The sequence below is a fragment of the Acinetobacter sp. SWBY1 genome (assembly GCF_002946595.1).
Taxonomy (GTDB): domain Bacteria; phylum Pseudomonadota; class Gammaproteobacteria; order Pseudomonadales; family Moraxellaceae; genus Acinetobacter; species Acinetobacter towneri.
The window spans coordinates 429,559-452,608 of record NZ_CP026616.1 but is presented as its reverse complement, the minus strand read 5'-3'; the positions used below and the strand labels follow the sequence as shown (position 1 = coordinate 452,608).

Sequence of the window (23,050 nt, the reverse complement as noted above, 5' to 3'; positions counted from 1 at the left end):
AGGATTTAGCTTTAGCCAATTGTGCCACGAATTACCGCAAAGTATAAAACCAATGCAATGACTGCAAGCACCAAGAAAATAGCAAATACACTGACACCGCCCTCTGCTTCGGCAGGATGCAGTTCATCTTCATCGGCAATACGGAGTAATTCACCATCATAATTACGATAAAACTCTATACGATCGCTTCGCTCTAAAGTTTTAGCAAAGTCAGCCACACGTTTACGTTGCGCCAAGCAGTATTCACCTAAATGAACATCTCGACGGAAAATTACCTCATCTAGTTTTTTACGGTGATGATGTGCCAACTCAATAATTTGAGAAGTCAATGGAGGTACATCAAAAGCACATCCGTCTACGGATCTTGTCATGTTGTTCTCCTTTTTTATCATGCTTAGAGCTTTAGTTTAATCAAAATTAAACTTGTTCAATGTTTAATCATGTAAACTTGAAATATGCTCATTAACCCCGATAATTGTTTGACAATTCAATCAAATTGTAATATTAGTTTAACAATAAAGCGTTAAATTGATATGAAGCCTAAAAGGTAGGCTTAAATAAGTAATCATAATTACAATAAGGAGTTTAATATGATTCAAACGATCTCTCACCATGACTTAGAGCATGTTTATGCAAATGCAGTAAACACGATTCATTCACAAATGAACTTCCAAGACGCGGTAAAACAACTCGAAGAAGCTGCACGTGCAGGACATGGTAAAGCGGCAATGTTCTTAGCAGAACTGTATTATCAAGGTTTCCGCGTAGAACGTGATTCATTGAAAGCGCAATACTGGCAAAACATGGCCACCATGCAAGCATAATAAAACGTCACTTAGGTGGCGTTTTTTTTGACCCTTTTTTTAGATGCTCCAACCATAAATACATATTTGTTTACGATTTTAAGCAAAGCTTAAACGGTATATTCATCAATTCTTTTTACAATATAGCCAAATTTTACAACCTTGCTTGATTATGAATCAGATTAACCAACTCCACCCTTTACCAAAGGATTTTCTGCTTAAAGTTACACTATTAAAATCAATGATGTACTGCGGTGTACTTTGGGGTTTATTCCATCAAGGTTGGGCAATGAGTTCAGATCACGATGATTATATTTTCCCTTTTTGGTTAAATGCGGTACAAGCGCATAAATATGCTGCTAAACACTGGCCACAATATAGTCCTCGTAAAATTTCCGCGCAGGATTTTGAGACTTTTTTATTACCAACGCTCACCCGTTTAAATGTCACGCCAACCTTGTTTGGTTCGTCAAGTCAAAAAATTAAACTGACCACTTCACAAATGAAGCATTTCTTTTTTAATGAACCTGCGTTAAATATTGCTTAAATAAAAACTGAATAGAATTGACGTAAAAATCAACAATCGTGACTCTAAAGTATTTGCAATTTTTACAATTCACGTTACTTTAAAAGTCAAACAATAAACAACAAATCAGGACACAGAATATGACCAAGGTAACTCACGTTTTACAAGATAAAGCACATCACGAAATTTACACAATTCGCCCAGAAGCAACGGTTTTAGAAGCAATTAGTTTAATGGCTGAAAAAGGCATTGGTGCGTTGGTGGTTACCGATCAAAACAATCATGTGGTTGGTATTCTGTCTGAGCGTGATTACACCCGTAAAGTTATTTTGATGGAACGAACTTCTAAAAGCACAACGGTTAGTGAAATTATGACTGCTAAAGTACTGACCGTGACCAAAAACACCAGTGTGAAAGAATGCTTAAACTTAATTACTGACCATCATTTACGTCACTTACCTGTACTTGAAGATGAGCAGTTGGTAGGTTTAGTGTCGATTGGTGACTTGGTGAAAGCGACTATGGATGATCAGCGCAAACTGATCGAGCAGTTACAACAATATATTGCAAGCTAAGACACTGTTTTGTAAAACCTGCCAAATATAAAGTAAAGATAAAAAAACCGCCTAAACTTACACATTTAGGCGGTTTTTCATATTCAGTAGAATTAATTCAAACCTAATTTTTCTGCTACATAGTCTGAATCTTTATCACCACGACCTGAAAGATTAACCACAATTTTCACGTTTTTTGCCATTTTTGGTGCTTCACGTAATGCCCACGCCACCGCATGTGAGCTTTCCAAAGCAGGTACAATACCCTCTACACGTGACAACGTCATAAAGGCATCTAAACATTCTTGGTCAGTTGCCGTTGAATACTCCACGCGACCAATGTCTTTTAAGAAGCTATGCTGCGGCCCCACACCCGGATAATCCAAACCTGAAGCAATTGAATGTACTGGCAATGGCTCGCCTTGTTCATCTTCAAGTACATAACACGCCATACCGTGAAGCTGGCCTGGTTTACCCAAAGTTAGGGTTGCAGAGTGTTGATCTGTATCTAAACCATGACCTGCAGGTTCTACACCCACAAGCTTAACTTCTGGGTCATTTAAGAATGCGGTAAATGCACCCACTGCGTTTGAACCACCGCCCACACATGCCACGATATAATCTGGATTTACTCCAAAGCGTTCTTGGCTTTGCATTTTAATTTCATCGCCAATAATTGCTTGGAAATCACGTACCATTTTTGGAAATGGGTGTGGGCCAACCACCGAACCAATTGCATAAATATAATTTTTCGGGTCTTTTAAGTATTCTTCAAAAGCACTGTCTACAGCATCTTTTAAAGTCGCTGTACCACGTGTGACTGAAATCAGGTTAGCACCTAAAATTTTCATTTTCACGACGTTTGGATGTTCTTTTTCAATATCAACTTGTCCCATGTGAATTTCACATGGAATGCCCACAAGCGCACATGCTGTTGCCAACGCGACACCATGCTGTCCCGCACCTGTTTCTGCAATCACTTTGGTTTTACCCATATATTTGGCTAGCAATGCTTCACCTAAACAGTGATTGATTTTATGTGCACCTGTATGATTTAAATCTTCACGTTTCAAATAAATTTGCGCACCACCCAACTGTTCAGATAAACGCTTTGCATGAAACAAAGGACTCGGGCGCCCTACATAATTTGTAAATAAATCTTTTAATTCATTTTGAAATTCTGCTGTATGACGAATTTCTTCATAAGCAAGGTTAATTTCATCCATGGCTTCTTTTAAATGCGGTGGAATAAACTGCCCGCCATATTGTCCGAAAAAACCTTCTTCATTCGGTAATGCGATGCCATTAATTTGATGTTCCATCTCGATCCCCTCAAATTGAAATTCACGTTGCTTATCGTATTGCTATTTCATCAATATGCATGCAATAACTGATATTGATAAAAAATTAATGGAAAAAATGGCGCTTATCGCGCCAAATATTTCGTCATATCTTCAATGCCTTTTAAAGTCATTGGATACATATGATTTTCAAAAATTTGTCGAATTAAACCAATGGTATGTGTGTAATGCCAATAGCCTTCCTGTTCAGGATTCAGCCATGCGGTTTTTTCAAAATGCTGACGCAGACGTTGTAACCAAACTTGCCCTGCCTCATCATTCATATATTCTACCGAACCACCAATCGAATTCAGCTCATAAGGTGCCATACTCGCATCACCGACCACAATTACCCGATAGTCGCGTCCATAGGTATTAAATAAATCCCACGTATTCATACGGGTACTGCTACGGCGTAAATTGTCTTTCCAAACATAGTCGTATAAACAGTTGTGGAAATAAAAATATTCAAGGGTTTTAAACTCAGTTTTGGCCGCACTAAACAGTTTTTCACATTGGGCGATGTGTGCATCCATCGAGCCACCCACATCAAACAACATCAACACTTTGACGCGATTACGACGTTCTGGCACCAATTGCACATCTAAAATGCCCTGTTTGGCAGTTTCTCGGATAGTGCCATCAATATCCAATTCTTCAGCTGCACCTTGACGGGCAAATTTACGCAAACGACGCAGTGCCAATTGCATTTGTCGTGTACCTAAAATCTGTTCATCGTCTAAATTTCGATACTGACGCTGCTCCCAGACTTTAACAGCTGAACGCTTACGTCCAGGCCCACCAATGCGTACACCTTCAGGATGATCACCAAAAGCACCAAACGGTGATGTACCGCCCGTACCAATCATACGGTTGCCACCCTGATGCTTTTTATGCTGCTCGTGTAAACGCTCTTCCAGCATTTTCATCAATTCTTCTAGAGAACCTGCTTTTTTCAGCTCTTCGCGTTGTTCTGGCGTGAGATGTTTTTCTAATAGTTCTAAGTCGAACCAGTCTTTAGGCAATTGATGAACTTGCTGCAGTAAATCATCTAAATCAAAAGTGGAAATGCCATCAAAATAATCTTTCATGGCACGGTCAAACTTGTCAAAAAAACGCTCATCTTTGACCATGACGGTTTTAACAAGTTGATAGAATTCATCTTGATCTGCAAAAACCAGACCCGATGCCACCGCCTGATTTAAGTCAATCAATTCACGTGTGGTGACAGGTACACCGTAACGTCGCAAGGTATAAAACAAGCGCACGAACATGGCGTTGTCCTCCCTTAACGGCGCGACATAAAGGCTAAACGCTCAAGCAATTGCACATCTTGTTCATTTTTGATTAATGCACCGTATAAAGGCGGAATGGCCTTGCTTTTATCGCTATTACGCAAAATGTCTTCTGGCATGTCATCTGCCATGAGCAAGCTGAGCCAGTCAATCAATTCAGAGGTCGATGGTGGCTTCTTAAGACCCGGAACTTGGCGTAGTTTAAAGAATACTTGCAAAGCTTCGGATACCAAAGTGCCTGAAATATTTGGAAAATGCACATCGATAATATCGCGCATCGTAGCTTCATCTGGGAAATCAATATAATGGAAGAAACAACGACGTAAAAAAGCGTCTGGGAGTTCTTTTTCATTATTTGAGGTGATGATTACAATCGGACGTTGTGTTGCAGTAATGGTTTCGCCCGTTTCATAAACGTAAAATGACATTTTATCAAGTTCATGCAACAAGTCGTTTGGAAACTCAATATCTGCCTTGTCAATTTCATCAATCAACAACACACAGCGTTCTTCGCTGGTAAATGCTTCCCACAACTTTCCAGGCTTAATGTAGTTTTTAATATCATAGACGCGGTCATCGCCTAACTGGCTGTCACGCAAACGCGACACTGCATCATATTCATATAAACCTTGCTGCGCTTTGGTGGTCGATTTAATGTGCCATGTAATCAACTTTAAACCCAAACTTTTAGCAACTTGCTCTGCCAATAAGGTTTTACCTGTACCTGGCTCACCTTTCACCAAAAGCGGTTTTTGCAAAGCACGTGCGGCTTTCACCGCAAGTTTTAAACTATCAGTCGCAATGTACTGATCTGTACCCGAAAATTGTTGCGCATCAACAGACATGATTTTACCTTAATTGTTTTAGTTACAGTGGTGAGGTATTTTTCTTGGCTTTATAAGTCGTTTGTTTAAGACAGTATCTTGACCAGAAATAACCGATCAATAAGCCAAGACCGATCACAAATAAAATGGCAGATAAATTAGACCAAACCAATGGGGTTTCTTTGGTTAAAACACCAAAAAGAAGTCCAAAGATGGCTGGGGCAAGTGCTGCATTGCTGCCTTCTGATACTGTTGGGGTAAGTAAAATTGCAAACAGCACAATCCAAGTGATACCACCTAACGGATTGGGCAAGCGTTTGGCAATTTCGTACCAGCACCATAAAATAATGGCACTCCCCAACAAATAAACAGAAACAGCAATTGCAGTTTCAGGAATTGAATCCAATCCAGTCATCACACTATTCATTTCTCAACTCCTGAATAAAGCTTAAGCACCACGTAAACCTTCTGGCTCAACGGCATTTGGGTTAATTAAGCCTTCTGGCGGTACTTGAATAAAGAAGCCACGTGTTTGAATAGAATCCATGACATGCAAAACATTCACACGTGCCAACTTACGGCTTTCAGACAGTTGCAAATCCATTACAAATGTCGCACGACCAAATGCAACTCGCATTGGCTCAGGTAAAACCTCTAGCGGGTTAAACGCTTCTGCTTGATCTTCAGTTTGCTCAGGACGGGCGATGTATAAATACATCTCATCTTTTTTGCTCGATTTATAAATTGAACAGTGCATAAACAACAAAACTCTAAAAACTCAGGCAAAGGATACAACAAAAAAAACCGAGATACATTAACCATTATTAACGCATTGGTCTATGTTTACACTCAAACAAAGAATGGCGTGAAAATTCATCCATTTTCAGGTGAAAAACGGCTTTATTTAAAATGTGGATCGGTTTGATTTATTCAGCAACTTTCATCTGACCAGACAAATAACGCTCGTCGGCATGTAAAACTTCAATTAAAGGCTTGGTGAGTAATTCATAACGCCAACCTAACAAATAGTTAGGCAAATCTTGCTCATCGTTATGAAATACCACATGCTGATAAAGCGCATTGAGCCATTTTTTACGCAGCAAAACTTCTTTTGGAATTTGAGTTTCCTGTACGGCACGTTGAATCACCTGTTCTACATTTTCGCCCACTTCTTTTGAAGAATGACGAATTGGTCGCGCCATACGTAATGGCCATTGTGATTGATCAGGCAAATATTTAATTAAATCTAAAATAGTTTTGCCATGTTCACGCACAATATGCGCACGTAAATCTTTAATAGTACTGAGTTGGAACTGATTTTTAGGATTTTTCTCGACCAAGTCCAGCATAGTAGAATTACGCAAAATAAAACTACGTGGTTGGTTTAAGGCTTTTACCATTTGCTCACGCCAAACGGCCAATTGTTGCAATTGCATGAGTTGACGGCGTGAATGACGATAGTTGCCCACATCCTGATACAACAACTCTAAAGGTGTTTCTTCACCAATTTCCTGAGTTAAATTGCAGCAATCTTCTTGTGCAAAATCCAGTAAATAATTTTGTTTTAAATCGGTTTGTACCTTATCTGCCAATTGCATTAGATACAGCACATCATTGGCAGCATAATTTAACTGCTCATCGGACAACGGACGTGCAAGCCAGTCTGAGCGAGTTTGCCCTTTATCAATATCGACATTGAGCATGGTTTTTAAAGCGTTTTGATAACTGACTTGTAAACCATGCCCTAAAAATGACATGCCAACTTGGGTATCAAACACGTTATCTAAGTTTTTTTGCTGTGCATAATGATAAATTAAATCAATATCTTCACCGCAGGCATGAAAAATATTTTGCTGCGCTTGAAACAGTTTTTCCCAAAATGCACTTAAATTTAAAGAAGTGCCATCTAACAAATAGACCTGATCATTAACATTAATTTGGAATACACCCAATTTTGGCCATAAAGTATCAACCTTAATAAATTCGGTGTCTAAACCATAAATGCTGTTTTGGCTCATTAATGCCAAGACATTTTCAAAGTCTTTTTGTTGATGAATAAATTGGAACATAGCGAGCAGGTAAAACAGGATTCTCTAGGGGTTCATTTTAAACATTAAATAGCATTTAGCTATAAAAATATGCCCAGTATTTTCAATTTTTATCTTATTTCTAAATCGATACAGTGAAAATTTAAATTTTTTATCGTTTTTTTATCTTAATTTGATTTTTTATTGGCTTTAAAGGCAAGTAGTCCTTTTCATGGATGATTTATCAATTGATTATTCATATAAAATAGCCACACATGCGAAATAAACATCCACATGAAATAAGCACCTAAATGCTTATTTCATTCGCATCCGATTATGCACCGCCTGACTTAAAGTATGGCTATCGACATATTCAAGTTCGCCACCTTGCGGCACACCTTGCGCAATACGGGTCATCTGCACAGGCAAATGTTTGGTCGCTTCTGCCAAATAGTGCGCTGTCGCCTGACCTTCTACGGTTGCATTGGTCGCCAAAATGACTTCGGTAATGTTGCCATCACTTAAACGCTGAACCAGATATGGAATACCAATTTCGTCAGGCCCAATGCCATCTAAAGGTGATAAGTGTCCACCTAAAACATGGTATTTGCCACGAAAACTGCCGCTTTGCTCAATCGCCATGACATCGGCCGGAGATTCCACCACGCAAAGTAAGTGTGCATCACGATCATGTGAGGCGCAAATATTGCAGACTTCATCTTCCGTTAATGAGTGACAAATTGAACATTCATGAATATAGCTAGTAGCTTCGTTCAAAGCATGAGCCAAACCGACTGCACCTTCTCTATTTTTCATAATCAGGTGCAATGCCATGCGTTGAGCCGATTTTGGCCCAACACTTGGCAAAATGCGTAGCGCTTGTACCAGTTGATCAAAACGATCACTAAACATACGCCGTTCCTTAGAATAAACCAGCCAAGCCTGGTGGCAAGCCCATGCCTGAGTTTGCAGACTTCATTTTTTCTTCAGAAATTGCTTCGGCTTGACGGGCAGCATCATTCATTGCAGCGGCAATCAAATCTTCAATCATGTCTGCATCGTCTTGCAATAATTCAGGGTTGATTTCAATGCGTTTGACCACATTACGGCAGGTCATAGTCACTTTCACTAAACCACCACCTGCTTCTGCATGCACTTCAGTTTGCGCAAGTTCTTCTTTGGCTTTTTTAATGTTGTTTTCCACTTCTTTTTGCATGCGCTGTGCTTGCTGCATCAACATATTAATGTTCATAAAAATCTCCGAACAAATGATCTATTTAGTTTTAAATGAGGTCTAAACCGCGCTCGATGTCGCGAATAATATCATCAATATCTTCCAAGCCAACAGAAACACGAATTAAACCTTCGCTGATGCCTGCTGCTTGTTTGGCTTCTGGACTCATTCGGCCATGCGATGTTGTTGCAGGATGGGTAATCGTCGACTTTACATCACCCAAGTTACTAGTAATCGACAAGAAACGTGTATTATCAATTACGGTCCAAGCGCCTTCACGCTCACCTTTCACTACAAACGATACAACACCACCAAAACCAGACTGTTGTTTTTTCGCGAGTTCATGCCCTACGTGATGTGGCAGTCCCGCATAATACACTTTTTCCACTTTTGGATGTGCATCTAGCCACTCTGCAAGTTTTTGTGCGCTAGCGCAATGTGCTTTCATCCGCAGGCTTAAAGTTTCTAAACCTTTTAAGAAAATCCATGCGTTAAATGGACTTAATGAGTTACCCAAAGTACGAATCACACCGTTGATTTCTTCAACCAGTTTATCTTTGCCCACCACAGCGCCGCCTAAAGCACGTCCCTGCCCATCAATATATTTGGTCGATGAGTAGATAATTAGGTCAGCACCAAATTTAATTGGTTGTTGTAAAACTGGGGTACAGAAGGTGTTATCAACTGCAAATAAAGCATTATTTGCATGTGCAATATCGGCAATGGCTTGTAAATCGCCTACTTGTGCCAATGGATTCGATGGCGTTTCAATAAATAAAAGACGTGTGTTTGGACGAATGGCTTGTTTCCAGCTGTCTAAATCTTCTAAATCAACAAAAGTGACATCGACACCAAACTTCATCACGTATTTTTCAAATAGTGAAATGATCGAGCCAAATACAGCACGTGAACAGACTACATGATCACCCGCTTTAAGATAAGCCAAAGTGATCGCATGAACGGCCGCCATACCCGAACTTGTCGCAACCGCACGTTCTGCACCATCTAATACTGCCAAGCGTTTTTCAAAAGCCTGTACAGTTGGATTGGTATAACGTGAATAGGTATTGCCTTCAATTTCACCTGAGAATTTTGCAGCTGCATCGGCAGCATTTTCACAAACAAATGATGAAGTCAGGAAAATTGGCTCACTGTGTTCGCCTTCAATTGTACGGTTGTGTCCGGTACGAATTGCCAAAGTATCTAATTGATATTCAATGTCGTCGTGTTGACTCATCTTTACTGCTCAGCCCTAAACTTAGTCCTAAGACCTGTTTGTTAAATAATTGCCAACATTTTGAGCGCCAAGCGCATTTAAGGTCAAGGTAAAATGTATAAATATCGCTTAGACTTCATTCAAATCGGCGCCACGTGTGATGGAACACCTCATGAATCAGTTACAAAGAAAATTTAATCCGCTCCGAAAAAAGCTTAAAAACCTCAGCACTCGCTTATTTAAAAGCCGTGATTTAATCTTATCTCAGACCACGCCATACGACATCGTGGCACGTTATAAGTATGCGCAGATTCGCTATTACGCTTCGCCAGATAAGCAATATAAAGAGCCGCTGGTTTTTGTTGCGCCTTTAGCAATTACCATGTCGATTTATGACTTATATCCTTATCGCTCTTTAGTGAAACATTTTCAGCATAGCGGTTTTGATGTGTATTTGGTTGATTGGGGACAATTGACCTATCAACATTGTCATTTAAATTTTATGGCTTTTATTCAGGATGCAATCCCTAATTGTATTCAACTCATTTTACAACACGCCAAAGTCGAACAAATTTCACTACATGGTTGGAGTATGGCGGGTATTTTTGCCATGCTTTATACCGCCGACCAACAAACAACTCATATTAAAAACTTGATGGTTTTGGGTAGCCCTGTAGATAGCTATGCTTCGGGGCGGGTTGGTAAACTCTTTCAACTGACCAATCAACTGATTTCTAAATATCCCAAATTGCAACATGCCTTTTATTCAGGAAAAATTCCAAAGCATTTAATTCATACACCGGGTTTAATCAATGCGATTGGTTTTAAGATTTTAGACCCTAGAGCATGGCTGGAAAGCAATAAACAGATGCTGTCGAATCTGCACGACTTACAAACCTTGCATGAAAACGCAACTTTAGCCAATTTTTTAAATAATATGATTGATTATCCGGGTGGGATTAATCAGGACATGGTATTGAATGTATGGCTGCAAAACCCACTCAAACAAGGTCATATTCAACTCAAACAACATCAGATAGACCTTAAAAATATTCATTGTTCACTTTTGGTCGGTGCGGGTGATAGCGATCAAATTGTCACTGCTGAAGCTGCTCAACCTTTATGTGAATTGACAAGTAGTACCGATGTCACGTTTACTCTTATTCCAGGTGGACATTTGGGTTTAATGTCCAGTCAAAAAAGTGCCAATGAATTCTGGCCTAGACTGACCACTTGGTTAGAACAACGATCTAGCAAAATTGCATAAAGAGAGCAAAAACATGATTCAATCTGTTGCATTTATTGGCTTAGGCGCAATGGGCTACCGCATGGCAGCCCATTTACCTAAACATTTTGATACGGTCTATGTCTGGAATCGTAACTTTGCCAAAGCCGAGCAACATGCTGCTGAATATGGCACACAAGCGGTTGAATTGGCTCAAGCGGTGCAAGCAGATATTATTTTTTCTTGCTTGCCCACCAGTACCGAAGTTGAAAACCTGATTGCACAAGTTCAACTTAAAGCAGGTTCAGTCTGGGTCGATTGCACCAGTGGCGTACCCGAAAGTGCTAAAAAATTGGTACAACAACTTGAAGCACAACAGATCGACTTTTTAGATGCACCTGTAAGCGGACAAACCATTGGTGCAGAAAATGCCACATTAACAGTCATGATTGGCGGTAAAGCTGCTGCTTTTGAAAAAGCCCTACCTGCAATTCAGGCTTTTGGTAAAGTGATTCAGCATGTGGGTGAACCTGGTGCCGGCTTTGCCGTAAAAGCGGTGAATAATATGTTAATGGCAGTGAGTTTGTGTGCTGCAGCTGAAGGTTTTACCACCTTAAAAGCACATGGCGTAAACTTAAATCAGGCCTTGCAATGCATAAATGCTTCAAGTGGTAAAAGCGCAGTAACGGAAATGATTTTGCCGCAGCGAGTACTGAATCGCGCTTTTCCAAATACTTTTGCACTCCCTTTACTGGCTAAAGACACAGGTATCGCATTAGATTTAGTCCATGAAGCAGCTTTGCCTGCACCTGTATTGGCTTTAACCCAAAGCCTGATTCAAGCAGCGAATTTAACCGCAGAAAAAGACAGTGATTTTTCCACTGCTGTGAAAATGTATGAATTATGGAGTAATATTACCCTAGAGTAAGAACTCGCCATTGAATATACAGCCATAAACCCAATAATGTGTATTAAGTGGCTAGTCACACCATCATTAAATAGAGGAAACTCTTATGAACAAGTTTAGCATTGCCGTATTTGCAAGCCTTGCAACTTTAATTGGGGCAAGTTCAACTACTTTTGCATCTGAACAAGAATGTCAGAAACTGAAAAATGACCACGATGTTATTTATGCATCTAAAGGGTTCTGCTTCAAAGACCCAGAAGCTAAAGCACGTTTTGGTAATGACAACTGCTATACAACCAAACCTAAGTTTTCTGAAAAAGAACAACAACGTCTTGACGCAATCAAAGAACGTCAAAAAGAACTGAACTGTAAATAACCGTTCTGAAATATCAAAGCTGAATTTAAGGAATCATAATGGCTTACGATGATCAAAATATTTTTGCAAGAATTCTACGTGGCGAACTTCCTGCAATTAAAGTGTATGAAGATGACCAAGTGCTTGCATTTATGGACATCATGCCGCAAGCCGATGGTCACACTCTTGTGATTCCTAAAACGCCTGCAGTGACTTTATTGGATTTACCCGCAGATGCAGCAGCCTATACTATTCAAATTGTGCAAAAAATTGCGAAAGCAATGGAGCAAGCTTTGGGTGTAGATGGTATCGTGTTAATGCAATTGTCAGGTACTAGTGCAGGTCAAACTGTCCCTCACGTGCATTTTCACTTAATTCCAACCTCGGTTCATCAACTTGGGAAACATGCTGCACAAATGGGCGATCAAGAAAAAATTAAAGCCCAAGCAGAAAAAATTAAAGCAGCGCTTTAAAAATTTCAAAAATGTCATACAAAATGAATGGAGCAACTGCTCCATTTTTTATTTAAATACAATTCAAATACTTAAAAATAAATCACAATTATTAGATCTCTTGCGAAAGTATAGTTTTATCTAATTTTTGAATTGGCTAAAAGCTCATAAAATATAGCTTTCGGGTGATTAAAATGTCACTAACGCAAGAAGTCTATTTATTACATTTTATTACCCGTCATCAAATTGTAATTTTTTCTTCACTTCAATGTCACAAAGTTTACAGATACTGCTTAGCAAGTTGGTGAGCTTGTGTAACTTTTTGTACACAAGCTAACTAAATAAGAAAGCAAGGCGAATGCCATTTTTAAAAGTGTTTTGGAGAAATCTTGATGAAAAAATTGCTTCTAGCAGCTACTGTTGCAGCAATGGGTGTAAGCGCAGCACAAGCAGCACCAACTTTGTATGGTAAGATCAATCTATCGGTTGACCAAATTCAAAATGATGATTTTGAAAAAGATCAAGATGTCACTGAATTAAATTCTAACGCTTCTCGTATTGGGGTTAAAGGCGAAGAAAAATTAACTGAAAATGTATCAGCAGTTTATGTGGCTGAATGGGAAATCAGTGCTGATGGTGATGAAAATGATGCTCAAACTTTCAAAAAACGTAATCTTTTTGGTGGTTTAAAGTTTGAAAATGTAGGTACTTTAAAAGCTGGTATTTTTGATTCTTATTTCAAAAATGCTGCTGGAAAATACCAAGATATCTTTAATGATCACACCCTTGATATCACAAACATGATGTATGGTGAAGATCGTCTTAAAAACTCTATAGGGTTTGAAACAGACAAAAAAATGCTAGGTGGCTTACAATTTAATATCCTAGCGCAACAAGGTGAAGATGCAACTAAAGACTATGCCACATCTGGTCAAAAAGGAAAACGCGATGGTTTTGGTGATTCTATCTCTACTTCTTTGACTTATGATAATAAAGATGTTGGTATCGCTCTTGCACTAGCAGGTAACTTTGGCGTTGAAGGTAAATACGCTGGAGTAGATAAAAAACTATATTCAGATGCTGTACGTGTGACTGGTTCTTACGATTTTAGCAAAGTAGGTGTAAACGGTTTAGTACTTGGTGCTCTTTACCAACAAGCAGAACCAACTGACAAAATTGTAGGTCTTGAAGGTTTAGAAGAAAAAGCTTGGTTACTTAGCTCAACATATAAAGTTGGGAACACACCATGGGTTGTTAAAGCTCAATACCAAACTGCTGAAACTACAGCTGACGCATTTGATGGTGATATCACCATTGACCAATATGGTATCGGTGTTGACTACAACCTCAATAAACAAACTCGTTTCTACGGTGTTCTTGCACAACAAAAACTTGATATTACTGGTGTAGATCTTGAAGAAGATAACAAAACAGTATTTGGTTTAGGTATGGAATATAACTTCTAATCTTAAGATTAAAGTGAATTCTACAAATAAAAGGGCTTATGCCCTTTTATTTTTTCTTAAATTTAACGCTTTAAAAACCCAGACACTAAATTCATTACTTGCTGAATATCGTCATTGGCTTCTTGCTTACTCGTTTGCTCACCTTGTGGTGTCAATGAATCAATAATTTGCGGCAATACTGCAGAAATCGCATTATAAATATCTTGCTTTGGCGCCTGAGTTTGCTGTGCAACCTGCTCTACATCGGCATCATCAAATAAACTTTGTACTTGTTCAGCACCTACATGTGCATTTTCACCTGGGTCTGTAGACACCCAATCAGCCACCTGACTGGTTAAGCCCTGTCCTTTGAGTTTATCCAAAGCACCTTGCAATCCACCCTGTTTTTGAATCCATGCCAATACCAAAGGCAAGACTGCAATCAATAAACTTTGTGCACCTGAAGCACCTGTAGCAGAACGCTGTTGTTGCCCACCTAACTGACCAAGTACTGAACCCAAAATACCACCCAAGCCCCCTTGTGCAGATTGTTGGTTATTAGCACCAAGTTGCCCCAAAACTGAGCCTAAAATACCGCCCAATCCACCTTGAGATTGATTAGATTGCTGTTTCGCGCCCAATGCCTGCTTTGCTAAAATTTCAACAATATTGCTTAAATTAGTCATTTTATGTTCCTCAATATGCCCTTATGACAGCATACGAAGTTTTGACTGAATTTCGCGCTTGAAATTGTTAAATTTTGCAATATCCTAAATTTATGTTAAACATTTAACATTATTAGGTTTTTTGTTAGTTTAATCCAGCACTTACCAACGGAATTTATCCCAATTTTCAGGATTTGCCCAAAACTTAGAGTTAAACCAATCAGGCACGTGCTTATAAGTCAAAATATTAAATTGCCATAAGCATAAATGATGCTGCTCAAAGCGATGTTCAATCAATTGCGTAAAACCAAGCGCTCTAAGCAATTGCTCATCTTGACGAGTAGCAACCACCACAATACGCTTTGCAAATAAGTCACGTAGCTTCACCAAAATTTGCGAGGTGTGTTGCGGCGTCTGCGAGGCGAAATCTGAAGCATCCAAAAATATAACTGCCAAATCAAAACGTTGGGTAAAAGGCTGATTTAAAAATGCCAATGCGCTAAAATACTGCCATTGGATAGTTGGCTGCTCATCAGCCGCTTGATTGTTATGCTTCGGGCTTGCTTCAATATTTTGCCCTATACACAATGCAGTCGAAATTGGCTGTTGTTGAGATAAATCATCAATTAATGCTTGAATTAAACGCATTTCAGCCATCACTGCATTCCTTCATTTTTGAGAGAGTATTCTTATGGAACTACAAGGCATTTGCCATAAAATGCACGCAGGTCTTAAGGACCATAGTGTAACTGATGAACAGGTACACAAGGCAAATGTTGAATATAAATTTATTCTAGACCGTTCAGAAATTGACCTGCCTTTTAAGCTTGGGCAAGAACTCGAACTGGAATGGACTGGCAATATTTATTGTGTTTCTTGTGGCGTAAAAACCCCAAAATCCTATTCGCAAGGACATTGCTTTAAGTGTTTTAAAACCAAAGCATCTTGTGATATGTGCATCATGAAGCCTGAGACCTGTCACTATCATTTAGGTACCTGTCGTGAAGATAGTTTTGCTCAAGAAGTCTGCTTTCAACCGCACATCGTATATTTAGCCAATTCAAGTGCTTTAAAAGTGGGAATCACCCGTTTAGGTCAAATGCCAACACGTTGGCTAGATCAGGGCGCAACTCAAGCCTTGCCAATTATGAAAGTCGGCTCACGCCGTTTATCTGGGCAATTGGAAGTTATGTTTGGTACACAGGTCGCAGATAAAACCGACTGGCGCAAACTACTCAAAGGCGAAGCAGAGCCTTTAAACCTAGTTGAAGTGCGTGAACAACTGATTGAAGAGTTTGCACCTAAAATTCAGACCATTCGTGATGAGTTTAGTCAAAACCTTGAATTCAACGAAACGGTAGAGCTTTTAGATCAGGAACTTCCGCGTGAATTTGTTTATCCTGTAGAACAGTATCCTGAGAAAATTAAATCGCATAACTTAGATAAAACCCCAATTATTCGCGGCAAACTGCAAGGAATTAAAGGGCAATATTTAATCTTGGATACAGGTGTCATCAACATTCGTAAATACACAGGTTATGAGCTAAAAATTCGCGCTGAATAAGTCTTTCAGATGCTTGCCTAATCATTATTAGATGCACAAAAAACCAGCAAATTTGCTGGTTTTTTTGTTGATGTTCATCACTTATTTGATTTTCGCTTTCGATTTCAAATATTGCGTATAGTCATCTAGCTCTTGTTGAGCACGTAATTGTTGATACAACTGCGCTAACTCTTTCAGTTGCTCAGGCGTTAAAGCATTCGATGTAGTATCGTTTACATTTGATACAGCTACCACCACCAATTCATTTGGTATAGATGCTGTTGTTACTGACCACATACCATCTTTAGGCGCAAGCACACTAAATGCAGCACGTTCAATTTCACGCTTTAACAAACCATCTGCACGGGTGAATATGCCTGCATTTTCAAAACGGATTTGGTTTTTCGCCAAAACGGTCGCTGCAGGTTGAGTTTTAAAGGCATCCAACGCAGCTTGAATATCTTTTTTCGCTGCATCAAAGGCTTTTTTCTCAATCAGTTTAGCTTTTACGCGGGGTGTTGCTTCTTCTAAAGTTTGCACACCTGCGGCATGGTAATTACGCACTTTCACCCATACCACATCGCCATTGGCTAAAGTAATGTTACTCGATGCGTTGCGATCGCCATTTTTCACATCATCATTAAACAATTTAACTTTGACAGATGGCTGGCTTAAAACAGGATGCTGCGCCGCCAAAGTTAAACCATTAACAGATTCGACTTTGGCCGTTTTCACTTCTTCTGCCACAACATCTAAAGCATCACTACTCACCACCAATTCATTTAAGCTGTTGATGGTATCGGTATACGCATTTTCAGTTTTGGCTTTTTGCAACTCTGCCATTAAACGTGCTTTTTGAGTTTCAAACGCAGGGACTTGAACTGTAGCACCTTCTGTTTGAATCACATGATAGCCATATTGAGTTTTAATCGGCTGTGATACTTCACCAGATTTTAAGCTACCCACGGCTTTGTCAAAGGCATCGCCAAATACGCCTGCTTCATAACCTGCAACCTCACCACCTTTGGCTTTAGACTCAGGATCATCCGAATACTTTTGTGCAGCTGCAGTAAAGCTTGTACCTTGCTTAATTTCAGCTGCGGCTTGCTCTGCAAGTTTTTTAGCTGCGGCATCATCACGCGCATCGGTGGTGATTAAAATATGTTTCACTGTCGGTACAGCAGCACCTTTTTGAGTTTCGACAAACTTTTGATAAGCCTGTTGTAACTCTGCGTCAGTGACAGCCGTATTTGCAGGTGCAATATTGGCTGGAGTCACCACAATGTAATCGACATCAACGCTAGCAACCTGTTTAAAGGCATTGGCGTGCTGTTCATAATACGCAGCAATCTCTTGTGCATTTGTGGTGATGTTTTTCTTGTAGTCATCTAACTTAATGCTAGATAAATGCAAAGTACGTTGCTGGGTTTGTAAATTGGCAATTTGCTGAATATCAGACGGGCTAACTAAAGCATAATCGGTAAAGCTAGCACTCAGCATTTTTAACGCATGGTCTTGGCGTAAATTTGCCACAAGCGCCTGATTGGTCATGCCTACAGATTGCAGATAGTTCGCATACAAGCTTTCAGAAAACTTGCCATCTTGTTGGAAATTCGGTTGCTGTGCAATCATTTGTTCAATTTGTGCATCGCTCAAAGAAATCCCTAATTTCTCAGCTTGTTGTAATAACAAGGTACGTGCAACCAACGTATCTTTGGCTTTGTTTTGAATATAATTTTGATTCAATAGTGTTTCATCACCATTGGTATAGGCCAAGTATTGTTCTTTCAAGGAATTGGTCAGATTATCTAATTCTCGTTTTGAAATTTGCTGACCATTGACTGTTTGTGCAGTGTCTTCAGACTGACCTCCACTAAAATATCCTTCAATACCTACAAGTGCTAAAGGGGTCAAGAACAAGACGAGCAAAACTTTGCCCAACCAACCCTTAATAACTTTACGAAAAGATTCCATAAGTATTCCAATATTTTATTTGTGCGAGATTTTAACTGAAAACCCTCAACGAATGAATGCGTTGAAGCCGTTTATTGACATTATTAATAAAAAACGCGCCAATTGGCGCGCTTTCTTGGCATTTTAAAAGATTATGCTACTGAATCTTTTAAACCTTTACCCGCTTTAAAGCTTGGTACTTTGCTTGCTTTAATTTCAAGTGTAGCACCTGTTTGTGGGTTACGACCTGTGCGAGCAGCACGCTCTTTCACATTAAATGTACCAAAACCAACGAGGGTTACAGTATCACCCGCTTTAAGCGCTTCAGTAATAGAAGCAATTGTTGCGTCTAAGGCCTTACCTGCATCAGTCTTAGACAATCCCCCTTTCTCTGCAATTGCATCGATTAATTCTGATTTATTCATGAAAATTACGTCCTCTTAATATCGTTTATTTAAGGTCCAGAGATTTAATTTAAATTACCGTAACGCCTTTATAGCAATGCTTTGAGGGTAAAAGCAATACTCCGTGCACGCTTTTATGCAAAATAAATGGTAAAAACGATGGAACTGTTAGCCTCTATTCAGTTTTGCCCTAAAATACCCGATGTATAATAAAGCAACATCCTTTAAGCCCCCTTTCCACAGAATTACTTTTTCGCAACATCTTCTTTTAATTGTTTATTTTCTTCAATCAACGCATCGACTTTGGCGTGTAATTGCAGTACCAATTGCTCCAAATGTTGTAGGTCTTTTGCTGTCACCAAGCCAATTCTATTTAAAGAATGATTGACGCTATGGTCAATTAAACGCTCAACTTTATCTTTAGTATCAATGACCGACTCTTTGGCTTTTTCAGACACTTTTTCAACTGTTTGATCGGCAATTTCTGTAGTTTTAGATTCTAATTCCTCACCCACCTTGACCAGAGAGTCAAACAATTTATTGCCTTCTTCTTCTGCGCGTGAAAATGCACCTAAACCTGCTAGCCAAATTTGCTTGGTATATTTACGAAAATCGAGTGATGATTTACGTCCTGAGCGTAATTTATCTTTATTTTTCAATGTGGTTTCTGATTCAAGCAAATGCTCTTCTACGATATCCGTCGTTTTTTTCATGAACCTCTCTCCTGCTTATTTTATGCGCACATAAATGTAATAAACCTACAAAATGCTTTCATAATAGCAAATTAAATACTTGATCGTTTTGCTAAACTGTTCTACAAAGCAAGATTATTCGCTGCGCTTCTTAGAATGTATTCTCAACGAAGCGCAAAACAAGGAATTCAACTTTAGATTTAGGGACTTGATTTTATGAGTGATTCGCAACAAAGACAAAGTAATCCACATTTGTTGCTGACCATGCTCATGATTGTGCTGGAAACAATTTTTAGCTTTATTCTAAAACATGATCGTGTGGTCGCTTTGCAGGCTAAAAAGTTTGTCGACCAGAAAATCACCATTAAAATTAATAGCTATATTCCTTATTTCGACATTTACGTGGAATTCAATCCAAACGGCATCTTATTTGACAGCAAAGCACCTGAACAAGCTGTCGATTTAGATGTGCGCACCACCCTCATAGATTTATTTAAAATCTTTATTTTAGGTAATCGTCGCAGTATTAAACACATGCGTATAGATGGTGACATTACCCTTAAAGATGAGTTTCGTGATCTAATTTTGCATTTTAGTGCACCCAAAGTTTTAGCTGACTGGAAACAATGGCTGAAAGAAGCACCGCAAGAACAAGAAGTGATTGGTTCTAAAAAGCGCATTGCCCCACTTTTAGACAAAATTGATGAACAACGCTCTAAGATCAACACCCTACAAGTTGAGCTTAAACAGCATAAAAACCGTATTCGTCGGATTGAACGTCGTCAAAAGCGCATTAACATCGCCTTTGGAGTAATAACAGTATTATTAATTACGTTATTAGTGTATAATTTATGGATCGTTTAAACGCATTAAAATATCAATAAAAACAGCGTAAATCCTTGCGCAAGATATCATAATAAAATACTTGACTAATTTAGTCGGGATTCATACAATACCCATATCTAGTCTAATCATGTGTATCGAATCATGCGCTTAACAACTCGCGGTCGCTACGCAGTGACTGCTCTACTTGATTTAGCTTTGCAGCCAACTGAACAAACGATCACGCTTGCTGAAATTGCAGCACGTCAAACTATTTCTGTTGCTTATCTTGAGCAGTTATTCGCAAAACTTAAGCGCCACGGCTTAGTGTCTAGTGTTCGCGGTGCTAACGGTGGTTACCATTTAGCACGTAGTGCAAATGAAATCACTGTGCTAGAAATCATTGAAGCCGTAAACGAAACTGTTGATGCAACCCGTTGCGACCATAAAGGCAACTGTCAAAATGGTGCAATGTGTTTGACTCACGATTTATGGCAGGAACTCTCCCATCATATTGCCGACTATCTCGCTAAAATCTCACTTGCTGACTTAGTTGCTCGTGACAACGTACAAACTGTTGCCATTCGCCAGAACACAGCACCGTTTGATTCAGCTCTGTTATCGGTTACAGGTATTTGACATGAAACGTCCAATTTATCTTGACTACGCAGCAACCACTCCTGTAGATCCTCAAGTTGCAGAACGCATGATGGAGTGCCTGACTTTTGATGGGACTTTCGGTAATGCCGCTTCTCGTTCGCACGCTTATGGCTGGCAAGCAGAAGAAAAAGTTGAATATGCACGTGAACAAGTTGCGAACTTGATCAAAGCAGACCCACGTGAAATCGTGTGGACTTCTGGTGCAACAGAATCAGATAACCTTGCACTGAAAGGCGTAGCGCAATTCTATGCGTCTAAAGGCAAACACATTATTACCTCTAAAATTGAACACAAAGCCATTTTAGATACCTGCCGTGAGCTTGAATCTGAAGGTTTTGAAATCACCTACTTAGAGCCACAACCACAAACAGGTTTAATTACACCTGAAATGGTTGAAGCGGCAATTCGTCCAGACACAATTTTAGTGTCGTTGATGATGGTCAATAACGAAATTGGTACGATTACCGATGTCGCTGCAATTGGCGAAATCACCCGTGCCAAAAAAATCTTCTTCCACGTTGATGCTGCGCAAGCTGCAGGTAAGGTAGAAATTGATTTATCTACCTTAAAAGTAGACTTAATGAGCTTCTCTGCACACAAAATCTATGGCCCTAAAGGTATTGGTGCGCTATTTGTACGCCGCAGTCCACGCGTACGCTTAAAAGCACAAATGCATGGTGGCGGTCATGAGCGTGGCATGCGTTCAGGCACACTTGCAACCCACCAAATTGTAGGTATGGGCGAAGCATTTGAACTTGCAGGCAAAAACTTGGCTTTTGAACAAGCCCGTTTACGTGTATTGCGCGACAAACTTTGGAATGGCTTGAACACCATGGAACAAGTTTTCCTGAATGGTCACCCAACACTAAACGTAGCCAACTATTTAAACGTCAGCTTCAACTTTGTTGAAGGTGAATCTTTAATGATGTCTCTTAAAGATGCTGCGGTATCTTCAGGTTCTGCGTGTACTTCAGCGACTTTAGAGCCATCTTATGTATTACGTGCACTAGGTCTTTCAGACGAACTTGCACACAGCTCAATTCGTTTCAGTTTTGGTAAATACACCACTGAAGAAGATATTGATCATGTCCTAACTGTGACTAAAGCTGCTGTTGAAAAGTTACGTGAACTTTCACCGCTTTGGGATATGTATAAAGAAGGGATTGACCTTTCTAAAGTAGAATGGACTGAACACTAATTCATCCCAAATCTAATGGCTTTGACAGGAAGCCATTAGATTGATAAAGGTAATTTCACCCCCATATTTATATTAAGGCTGACCCCGAGGTTTGGAGAAGCGACATGGCTTATAGCGATAAAGTAATTGATCATTACGAAAACCCTCGTAATGTTGGCGTTTTAGACAAAAATGCTGAAAACGTTGGTACAGGTATGGTGGGCGCACCTGCATGTGGCGATGTAATGCGTCTGCAAATTCAAGTGAATGACGAAGGCGTGATTGAAGAAGCACGTTTCAAAACTTATGGTTGTGGTTCTGCCATTGCTTCAAGTTCTTTGGTTACTGAGTGGCTTAAAGGTAAAACTTTAGATGAAGCACAAGCGATCAAGAACATTGATATTGCTACCGAACTTGCCCTTCCACCAGTGAAAGTACACTGCTCTGTATTGGCAGAAGATGCAATTAAAGCTGCTGTAGAAGACTATCGCAGCAAAAAGACCAAAGCTTAATTTGCTAAGTTTTGTGGAAAAACAAACGGAGTTTTCATGATCAATTTAACTGAAAATGCTGCAACTCATATCAGCAATTACTTAAAGAATCGCGGTAAGGGTCAAGGTATTCGCGTTGGTGTGAAAACTTCAGGCTGTTCTGGTTTGGCTTATGTACTCGAATTTGTAGATGAAGTCGATACGCACGACCAAATGTTTGAACAGTTTGGTGTTAAAGTTTTCGTTGATCCGAAAAGCCTAGTTTACCTAGATGGCATGGAAATGGACTATGTCAAAAATGGTTTAAACGAAGGTTTCGAGTTTAACAACCCCAATAAAAAAGGTGAATGTGGCTGCGGTGAATCGTTCACGGTATAACGCCACCTCCCTCTTTTTAGCTTAAAACAGTGTACAATACACTGTTTTAATTGCATTTATGC

General features: G+C 39.5%; 29 protein-coding genes. 14 read left to right on the top strand and 15 right to left on the bottom strand.

The annotated features are described in order from the left end of the window. Positions 1–11: 11 nt before the first annotated feature. Positions 12–371, bottom strand: a complete 360-nt coding sequence (locus tag C3Y93_RS02240) for a hypothetical protein (protein WP_004976597.1) — start codon at positions 369–371, stop codon at positions 12–14. A gap of 219 nt (positions 372–590) precedes the next feature. On the opposite strand from C3Y93_RS02240, the gene C3Y93_RS02235 reads away from it, so the two are divergent. From C3Y93_RS02235 to C3Y93_RS02225, 3 genes are all read left to right on the top strand, one after another. Then, positions 591–824: a hypothetical protein gene (locus tag C3Y93_RS02235; RefSeq protein WP_004976599.1), complete on the top strand. Its 234-nt coding sequence runs from the start codon at positions 591–593 to the stop codon at positions 822–824. A 151-nt stretch (positions 825–975) separates the two neighbouring features. After that, positions 976–1,350 (top strand): DUF2750 domain-containing protein, encoded by a 375-nt coding sequence (locus C3Y93_RS02230; RefSeq protein WP_004976601.1) that lies wholly within the window; start codon positions 976–978, stop codon positions 1,348–1,350. Between the two features lie 119 nt (positions 1,351–1,469). Then, on the top strand, positions 1,470–1,904 hold the full coding sequence (locus tag C3Y93_RS02225) for a CBS domain-containing protein (RefSeq protein ID WP_096901450.1): 435 nt from the start codon (positions 1,470–1,472) through the stop codon (positions 1,902–1,904). A gap of 92 nt (positions 1,905–1,996) precedes the next feature. Here C3Y93_RS02225 and trpB read toward each other — a convergent pair whose 3' ends face one another. From trpB to C3Y93_RS02180, 9 genes are all read right to left on the bottom strand, one after another. Beyond that, entirely contained in the window at positions 1,997–3,205 is a 1,209-nt protein-coding gene (trpB, locus tag C3Y93_RS02220) for a tryptophan synthase subunit beta (RefSeq protein ID WP_104851935.1), read from the bottom strand. A 104-nt stretch (positions 3,206–3,309) separates the two neighbouring features. Next, on the bottom strand, positions 3,310–4,497 hold the full coding sequence (locus tag C3Y93_RS02215; RefSeq protein WP_104851934.1) for a vWA domain-containing protein: 1,188 nt from the start codon (positions 4,495–4,497) through the stop codon (positions 3,310–3,312). 14 nt (positions 4,498–4,511) lie between these two features. Then, positions 4,512–5,363: an AAA family ATPase gene (locus tag C3Y93_RS02210; protein WP_104851933.1), complete on the bottom strand. Its 852-nt coding sequence runs from the start codon at positions 5,361–5,363 to the stop codon at positions 4,512–4,514. A gap of 22 nt (positions 5,364–5,385) precedes the next feature. After that, entirely contained in the window at positions 5,386–5,769 is a 384-nt protein-coding gene (locus tag C3Y93_RS02205) for a hypothetical protein (protein ID WP_096901448.1), read from the bottom strand. 21 nt (positions 5,770–5,790) lie between these two features. Beyond that, a complete protein-coding gene (locus C3Y93_RS02200) occupies positions 5,791–6,099 on the bottom strand; it encodes a YcgL domain-containing protein (RefSeq protein WP_004976615.1) in 309 nt (102 codons plus the stop codon). Positions 6,100–6,268: 169 nt separating this feature from the next. Beyond that, complete coding sequence (locus C3Y93_RS02195; protein WP_104851932.1) at positions 6,269–7,411, bottom strand: ribonuclease D; 1,143 nt, start codon at positions 7,409–7,411, stop codon at positions 6,269–6,271. Positions 7,412–7,684: 273 nt separating this feature from the next. Continuing rightward, complete coding sequence (gene recR / locus C3Y93_RS02190; protein WP_004976618.1) at positions 7,685–8,281, bottom strand: recombination mediator RecR; 597 nt, start codon at positions 8,279–8,281, stop codon at positions 7,685–7,687. 10 nt (positions 8,282–8,291) lie between these two features. Then, positions 8,292–8,621 (bottom strand): YbaB/EbfC family nucleoid-associated protein, encoded by a 330-nt coding sequence (locus tag C3Y93_RS02185; RefSeq protein ID WP_004976621.1) that lies wholly within the window; start codon positions 8,619–8,621, stop codon positions 8,292–8,294. A 31-nt stretch (positions 8,622–8,652) separates the two neighbouring features. Then, the gene (locus tag C3Y93_RS02180) at positions 8,653–9,840 is read right to left on the bottom strand and encodes an O-succinylhomoserine sulfhydrylase (protein ID WP_104851931.1); all 1,188 of its coding nucleotides are present in this window, start codon (positions 9,838–9,840) and stop codon (positions 8,653–8,655) included. 151 nt (positions 9,841–9,991) lie between these two features. Between C3Y93_RS02180 and C3Y93_RS02175 the strand changes: the two genes are divergently transcribed. The 5 genes from C3Y93_RS02175 (at position 9,992) to C3Y93_RS02155 (ending at position 14,224) form a co-directional block, all read left to right on the top strand. After that, entirely contained in the window at positions 9,992–11,086 is a 1,095-nt protein-coding gene (locus C3Y93_RS02175; RefSeq protein ID WP_104851930.1) for an alpha/beta fold hydrolase, read from the top strand. A 13-nt stretch (positions 11,087–11,099) separates the two neighbouring features. Next, complete coding sequence (locus C3Y93_RS02170) at positions 11,100–11,972, top strand: NAD(P)-dependent oxidoreductase (protein WP_096901444.1); 873 nt, start codon at positions 11,100–11,102, stop codon at positions 11,970–11,972. A gap of 85 nt (positions 11,973–12,057) precedes the next feature. Next, positions 12,058–12,327 (top strand): YARHG domain-containing protein, encoded by a 270-nt coding sequence (locus tag C3Y93_RS02165; RefSeq protein WP_004976631.1) that lies wholly within the window; start codon positions 12,058–12,060, stop codon positions 12,325–12,327. 38 nt (positions 12,328–12,365) lie between these two features. Beyond that, the gene (locus tag C3Y93_RS02160) at positions 12,366–12,779 is read left to right on the top strand and encodes an HIT family protein (protein WP_096901443.1); all 414 of its coding nucleotides are present in this window, start codon (positions 12,366–12,368) and stop codon (positions 12,777–12,779) included. 371 nt (positions 12,780–13,150) lie between these two features. Beyond that, positions 13,151–14,224 carry a porin gene (locus C3Y93_RS02155; RefSeq protein ID WP_104851929.1) on the top strand — a complete coding sequence of 358 codons (1,074 nt, stop codon included), beginning with the start codon at positions 13,151–13,153 and terminating at the stop codon, positions 14,222–14,224. A gap of 62 nt (positions 14,225–14,286) precedes the next feature. Here the strand turns inward: C3Y93_RS02155 and C3Y93_RS02150 are convergent, their stop codons facing one another. Together C3Y93_RS02150 and C3Y93_RS02145 are read right to left on the bottom strand one after the other, a co-directional pair. Beyond that, positions 14,287–14,889, bottom strand: coding sequence for a YidB family protein (locus tag C3Y93_RS02150; RefSeq protein WP_104851928.1), 603 nt, complete (start codon positions 14,887–14,889; stop codon positions 14,287–14,289). A gap of 141 nt (positions 14,890–15,030) precedes the next feature. Then, on the bottom strand, positions 15,031–15,525 hold the full coding sequence (locus tag C3Y93_RS02145; RefSeq protein ID WP_104851927.1) for a DUF6231 family protein: 495 nt from the start codon (positions 15,523–15,525) through the stop codon (positions 15,031–15,033). A gap of 34 nt (positions 15,526–15,559) precedes the next feature. Here C3Y93_RS02145 and C3Y93_RS02140 point away from each other — a divergent pair, with 34 nt between their 5' ends. Next, positions 15,560–16,432 (top strand): DUF2797 domain-containing protein, encoded by an 873-nt coding sequence (locus C3Y93_RS02140; RefSeq protein WP_104851926.1) that lies wholly within the window; start codon positions 15,560–15,562, stop codon positions 16,430–16,432. A gap of 81 nt (positions 16,433–16,513) precedes the next feature. Here the strand turns inward: C3Y93_RS02140 and C3Y93_RS02135 are convergent, their stop codons facing one another. The 3 genes from C3Y93_RS02135 to C3Y93_RS02125 form a co-directional block, all read right to left on the bottom strand. Beyond that, a complete protein-coding gene (locus C3Y93_RS02135) occupies positions 16,514–18,385 on the bottom strand; it encodes a SurA N-terminal domain-containing protein (protein WP_104851925.1) in 1,872 nt (623 codons plus the stop codon). A gap of 131 nt (positions 18,386–18,516) precedes the next feature. After that, positions 18,517–18,789, bottom strand: coding sequence for an HU family DNA-binding protein (locus C3Y93_RS02130; RefSeq protein WP_004976639.1), 273 nt, complete (start codon positions 18,787–18,789; stop codon positions 18,517–18,519). Positions 18,790–19,013: 224 nt separating this feature from the next. After that, entirely contained in the window at positions 19,014–19,481 is a 468-nt protein-coding gene (locus C3Y93_RS02125; RefSeq protein ID WP_104851924.1) for a phasin family protein, read from the bottom strand. Between the two features lie 195 nt (positions 19,482–19,676). On the opposite strand from C3Y93_RS02125, the gene C3Y93_RS02120 reads away from it, so the two are divergent. The 5 genes from C3Y93_RS02120 to iscA all read left to right on the top strand — a co-directional run bounded on the left by C3Y93_RS02120 (position 19,677) and on the right by iscA (position 22,988). After that, positions 19,677–20,324 carry a hypothetical protein gene (locus C3Y93_RS02120; protein ID WP_104851923.1) on the top strand — a complete coding sequence of 216 codons (648 nt, stop codon included), beginning with the start codon at positions 19,677–19,679 and terminating at the stop codon, positions 20,322–20,324. A 123-nt stretch (positions 20,325–20,447) separates the two neighbouring features. Further along, positions 20,448–20,921, top strand: a complete 474-nt coding sequence (locus tag C3Y93_RS02115; protein WP_004976645.1) for an Rrf2 family transcriptional regulator — start codon at positions 20,448–20,450, stop codon at positions 20,919–20,921. A 1-nt stretch (position 20,922) separates the two neighbouring features. Continuing rightward, a complete protein-coding gene (locus C3Y93_RS02110; RefSeq protein WP_104851922.1) occupies positions 20,923–22,140 on the top strand; it encodes an IscS subfamily cysteine desulfurase in 1,218 nt (405 codons plus the stop codon). A 104-nt stretch (positions 22,141–22,244) separates the two neighbouring features. Continuing rightward, entirely contained in the window at positions 22,245–22,631 is a 387-nt protein-coding gene (iscU, locus tag C3Y93_RS02105; protein WP_004976649.1) for a Fe-S cluster assembly scaffold IscU, read from the top strand. A gap of 36 nt (positions 22,632–22,667) precedes the next feature. Continuing rightward, a complete protein-coding gene (iscA, locus tag C3Y93_RS02100; RefSeq protein WP_004976650.1) occupies positions 22,668–22,988 on the top strand; it encodes an iron-sulfur cluster assembly protein IscA in 321 nt (106 codons plus the stop codon). The last annotated feature ends 62 nt before the right edge of the window (positions 22,989–23,050 follow it).

Excerpts from the sequence above, each read along its gene's own strand:
- C3Y93_RS02240 (WP_004976597.1), bottom strand. The coding sequence starts at position 371 with ATGACAAGATCCGTAGACGGATGTGCTTTTGATGTACCTCCATTGACT.
- C3Y93_RS02235 (WP_004976599.1), top strand. The coding sequence starts at position 591 with ATGATTCAAACGATCTCTCACCATGACTTAGAGCATGTTTATGCAAAT.
- C3Y93_RS02230 (WP_004976601.1), top strand. The coding sequence starts at position 976 with ATGAATCAGATTAACCAACTCCACCCTTTACCAAAGGATTTTCTGCTT.
- C3Y93_RS02225 (WP_096901450.1), top strand. The coding sequence starts at position 1,470 with ATGACCAAGGTAACTCACGTTTTACAAGATAAAGCACATCACGAAATT.
- trpB (WP_104851935.1), bottom strand. The coding sequence starts at position 3,205 with ATGGAACATCAAATTAATGGCATCGCATTACCGAATGAAGAAGGTTTT.
- C3Y93_RS02215 (WP_104851934.1), bottom strand. The coding sequence starts at position 4,497 with ATGTTCGTGCGCTTGTTTTATACCTTGCGACGTTACGGTGTACCTGTC.
- C3Y93_RS02210 (WP_104851933.1), bottom strand. The coding sequence starts at position 5,363 with ATGTCTGTTGATGCGCAACAATTTTCGGGTACAGATCAGTACATTGCG.
- C3Y93_RS02205 (WP_096901448.1), bottom strand. The coding sequence starts at position 5,769 with ATGAATAGTGTGATGACTGGATTGGATTCAATTCCTGAAACTGCAATT.
- C3Y93_RS02200 (WP_004976615.1), bottom strand. The coding sequence starts at position 6,099 with ATGCACTGTTCAATTTATAAATCGAGCAAAAAAGATGAGATGTATTTA.
- C3Y93_RS02195 (WP_104851932.1), bottom strand. The coding sequence starts at position 7,411 with ATGTTCCAATTTATTCATCAACAAAAAGACTTTGAAAATGTCTTGGCA.
- recR (WP_004976618.1), bottom strand. The coding sequence starts at position 8,281 with ATGTTTAGTGATCGTTTTGATCAACTGGTACAAGCGCTACGCATTTTG.
- C3Y93_RS02185 (WP_004976621.1), bottom strand. The coding sequence starts at position 8,621 with ATGAACATTAATATGTTGATGCAGCAAGCACAGCGCATGCAAAAAGAA.
- C3Y93_RS02180 (WP_104851931.1), bottom strand. The coding sequence starts at position 9,840 with ATGAGTCAACACGACGACATTGAATATCAATTAGATACTTTGGCAATT.
- C3Y93_RS02175 (WP_104851930.1), top strand. The coding sequence starts at position 9,992 with ATGAATCAGTTACAAAGAAAATTTAATCCGCTCCGAAAAAAGCTTAAA.
- C3Y93_RS02170 (WP_096901444.1), top strand. The coding sequence starts at position 11,100 with ATGATTCAATCTGTTGCATTTATTGGCTTAGGCGCAATGGGCTACCGC.
- C3Y93_RS02165 (WP_004976631.1), top strand. The coding sequence starts at position 12,058 with ATGAACAAGTTTAGCATTGCCGTATTTGCAAGCCTTGCAACTTTAATT.
- C3Y93_RS02160 (WP_096901443.1), top strand. The coding sequence starts at position 12,366 with ATGGCTTACGATGATCAAAATATTTTTGCAAGAATTCTACGTGGCGAA.
- C3Y93_RS02155 (WP_104851929.1), top strand. The coding sequence starts at position 13,151 with ATGAAAAAATTGCTTCTAGCAGCTACTGTTGCAGCAATGGGTGTAAGC.
- C3Y93_RS02150 (WP_104851928.1), bottom strand. The coding sequence starts at position 14,889 with ATGACTAATTTAAGCAATATTGTTGAAATTTTAGCAAAGCAGGCATTG.
- C3Y93_RS02145 (WP_104851927.1), bottom strand. The coding sequence starts at position 15,525 with ATGGCTGAAATGCGTTTAATTCAAGCATTAATTGATGATTTATCTCAA.
- C3Y93_RS02140 (WP_104851926.1), top strand. The coding sequence starts at position 15,560 with ATGGAACTACAAGGCATTTGCCATAAAATGCACGCAGGTCTTAAGGAC.
- C3Y93_RS02135 (WP_104851925.1), bottom strand. The coding sequence starts at position 18,385 with ATGGAATCTTTTCGTAAAGTTATTAAGGGTTGGTTGGGCAAAGTTTTG.
- C3Y93_RS02130 (WP_004976639.1), bottom strand. The coding sequence starts at position 18,789 with ATGAATAAATCAGAATTAATCGATGCAATTGCAGAGAAAGGGGGATTG.
- C3Y93_RS02125 (WP_104851924.1), bottom strand. The coding sequence starts at position 19,481 with ATGAAAAAAACGACGGATATCGTAGAAGAGCATTTGCTTGAATCAGAA.
- C3Y93_RS02120 (WP_104851923.1), top strand. The coding sequence starts at position 19,677 with ATGAGTGATTCGCAACAAAGACAAAGTAATCCACATTTGTTGCTGACC.
- C3Y93_RS02115 (WP_004976645.1), top strand. The coding sequence starts at position 20,448 with ATGCGCTTAACAACTCGCGGTCGCTACGCAGTGACTGCTCTACTTGAT.
- C3Y93_RS02110 (WP_104851922.1), top strand. The coding sequence starts at position 20,923 with ATGAAACGTCCAATTTATCTTGACTACGCAGCAACCACTCCTGTAGAT.
- iscU (WP_004976649.1), top strand. The coding sequence starts at position 22,245 with ATGGCTTATAGCGATAAAGTAATTGATCATTACGAAAACCCTCGTAAT.
- iscA (WP_004976650.1), top strand. The coding sequence starts at position 22,668 with ATGATCAATTTAACTGAAAATGCTGCAACTCATATCAGCAATTACTTA.